Annotated in this window: 1 protein-coding gene and 1 pseudogene; one reads left to right on the top strand and one right to left on the bottom strand. The window is 67.9% G+C overall.

Features of this window, described 5'->3' with window-relative positions; all coding sequences use genetic code 11:
• A pseudogene (locus ACTS2Z_RS04685) lies at window positions 1-986 on the bottom strand (hypothetical protein); the annotation flags it as partial.
• Window positions 987-1,164: 178 nt separating this feature from the next.
• On the opposite strand from ACTS2Z_RS04685, the gene ACTS2Z_RS04680 reads away from it, so the two are divergent.
• Window positions 1,165-2,475, top strand: a complete 1,311-nt coding sequence (locus ACTS2Z_RS04680) for a class I SAM-dependent RNA methyltransferase (RefSeq protein WP_442572065.1) — start codon at window positions 1,165-1,167, stop codon at window positions 2,473-2,475.
• Window positions 2,476-2,500: the final 25 nt, after the last annotated feature.

The following is a 2,500-nucleotide window of genomic DNA, read 5'->3' as shown; positions in this document are numbered from 1 at the left end:
CGACAAGGCCTTGGGTGGGGATGAGGCCTGCAATCGCCGAGCCCGCCGCCGATCAGGCCGCCAGCCAGCAGCGCGCCGGCATCACCATCGGAAACCGCAGCGCCCAGAAGCGCGCCGACGAGCGCACCCGCAGCCACGCTGCCACCGCTCGGACGGCAGACCCCGTCCGTGTAGTAGAAGTTCGCGCGGCCATAGTTGGAGTGATAGCGCGGATTATACGTCCAGCCGGAATAGTTGATGTGGTGGTGGACGATACGGACAGGCGGGTTCCAGCGCACATTGCGACGACCGTACCGGTTCACATAATAGTGGTTGTGATAGACCGCAGGCGCGCGCACCGCATGGGAGCGGGAGTAGCGCACATTATAGTGCCGGTGACGATAGCTCGGCCGTGAATACTGCGGGCGATGCTGCTGCCACTGCGCCTGCTGGGCCGGACGATGTTGCGGACGGTTTTGCCACTGGCCCTGCGGGCGGTGCTGGGGCGCCTGAGCCTGACGGCGGTCGCGCCAGTCGGGCCGGCCTTGCTGTTGCGGTGCCTGAGCCTGGCGGCGGTCACGCCAGTCGGGGCGTCCTTCCCGGCGCTGTTGCGGGGCTTGTGCCTGGCGGCGGTCCTGCCAGTCAGGACGGCCTTGCGGACGTTGCTGTGGTGCCTGCGCCTGTTCCCGGCGGCCTTGCCATTGGCCGCGCCCGGAGGGCTGGCCACCGGATTGGGATGCTTCCCGGCGGCCTTGCCAGCCGCCTTCACGCCCGCCGCCCTGACCACGGCCACGGCCTTCATAGCCGCCGCCGCGCGGGCCACGGGCCTCACCGTCGCCACCGCCGCGTGATCCGCGGCCTTCACCGCCACCCCGGCGGCCCTCGCGCTCTTGCGCGTCGGTATCGAGATCAAGAGCGCCAGCGGCCTGCGCCATCGGTGCGAAGGGCAGTTCTGCCGGAGCGGCAAAAGCGGTCATCAGGGCAATGGCTGCTGCTGAAAGGGTCAATTTTCCGGTCGCCATAGGGCGTCCTCCTTGGGTTCAAGGGGCCAGGAACGGGCCAATTAACCAGACGGTAACAATGCCAAGCTGAGCCGAACATGAACACGGCCTTCAGGTTCGCCCGAAGCCGTCAGGGGTGCATGATGCTTGACGATACGGCCCGGTGAGGGGCAAACGCACCGCTATGAAGCGCCGTTCCCGTTCATCTTCCCAAGGCCGCCCGGTTGCCGAGAAGGCCCTGACGCTGACTGCCCGCGCCATTGGTGCGCGCGGCGATGCGCTGTGCACGGTTCCTGAAACCGGCGAGACGGTTTTCGTGCCCGGTCTACTGCCGGGCGAGGCCGCAGAAATCCTTGCGCGCGGCGAGCGTGGCCGGATAGCCCGCCGCCTCACCACATCGGATGAACGTGTCGAGCCGTTCTGTTCCGTCGCGGAAAAGTGCGGTGGCTGTTCCCTCCAGCACTGGCAGCACGATGCGTATCGCCGCTGGAAGCGGGCGCTGGTGGCTGACGCGCTCTCCCGCGAAGGCCTGAACGCGCCTTTGCTCGAGCTGGTCGATGCAGGCGGGCAGGGCCGCCGCCGCGTCGCCTTGCATGCGCGAAAGATGGGCACCCGCCTGCTCCTGGGCTTTACCGAACGCGCCGGGCAGGCCATCGCGGATACGAATGACTGCCCGGTTGCCGAAGCGCGCATCCGCAAGTCGTTCCCAGCCTTGCGCGAACTCGCCATGGCGGTGCTCAACGCCAGGCATGATACCGCCATTATCGCCGTGACGGCGACCGAGCCGGGCCTTGACGTACATGTCGACCGCAAGGGTGAAGTGACACTTGATGACCGGCTGACAGGCGGGGAACTGCTGGCCCGCGAGGGCTGGGCACGTCTGACCATCGGGCGCGAGCTGATTGCCGAAGGCACGCCTCCGATTGTCCATTTCGGCAAGGCGAAGGTCGCGCCCCCGCCTGGCGGCTTCCTGCAGGCGACCGACGCTGGCGAGGCGGTTCTGGCCGCCATCGTGATGGAGGCGCTGGATGCCGCCCTCAAGGTCGCGCCGAAGGAATCGCGTCATGTCATCGATCTGTATGCCGGTTCCGGTGCCTTCGCCCTGCGCATGGCGGAGCGGGCGCCGGTAAGGGCGGTGGAGGGGGAAGCCGCGCCTTTGGCCGCGCTCGACCATGCCGCCCGCCATACGCCGGGCCTGAAACCCGTATCGGTCCTGCGCCGAGACCTGGCCCGCGAGCCTTTGTCGATCCGGGAGCTTTCCGGCGCTGCGATGGTGGTGGTCGATCCGCCGCGCGCCGGCGCAAAGGAGCAGATGGAATTGCTGGCCGGGTCCGGCGTGCCGGTAATCGTCTCTATCAGCTGCAACCCGTCCACTTTCGCCCGCGACGCGGCCATTCTGGTGCGGGCGGGCTACACGATGGGGCCGGTCACGCCGGTCGACCAGTTCGTGCACACCGCGCATGTGGAATGCGCGTCCGTGTTTACGAAGGGGTGAACTCCCCCAACAGGGTCCCGGCCCT

Origin of the sequence: Glycocaulis sp. (assembly GCF_052168375.1) — a bacterium.
Lineage (GTDB): Bacteria > Pseudomonadota > Alphaproteobacteria > Caulobacterales > Maricaulaceae > Glycocaulis.
This window is presented reverse-complemented; position numbering and strand designations above follow the sequence as displayed.

Excerpts from the sequence above, each read along its gene's own strand:
- ACTS2Z_RS04680 (WP_442572065.1), top strand. The coding sequence starts at position 1,165 with ATGAAGCGCCGTTCCCGTTCATCTTCCCAAGGCCGCCCGGTTGCCGAG.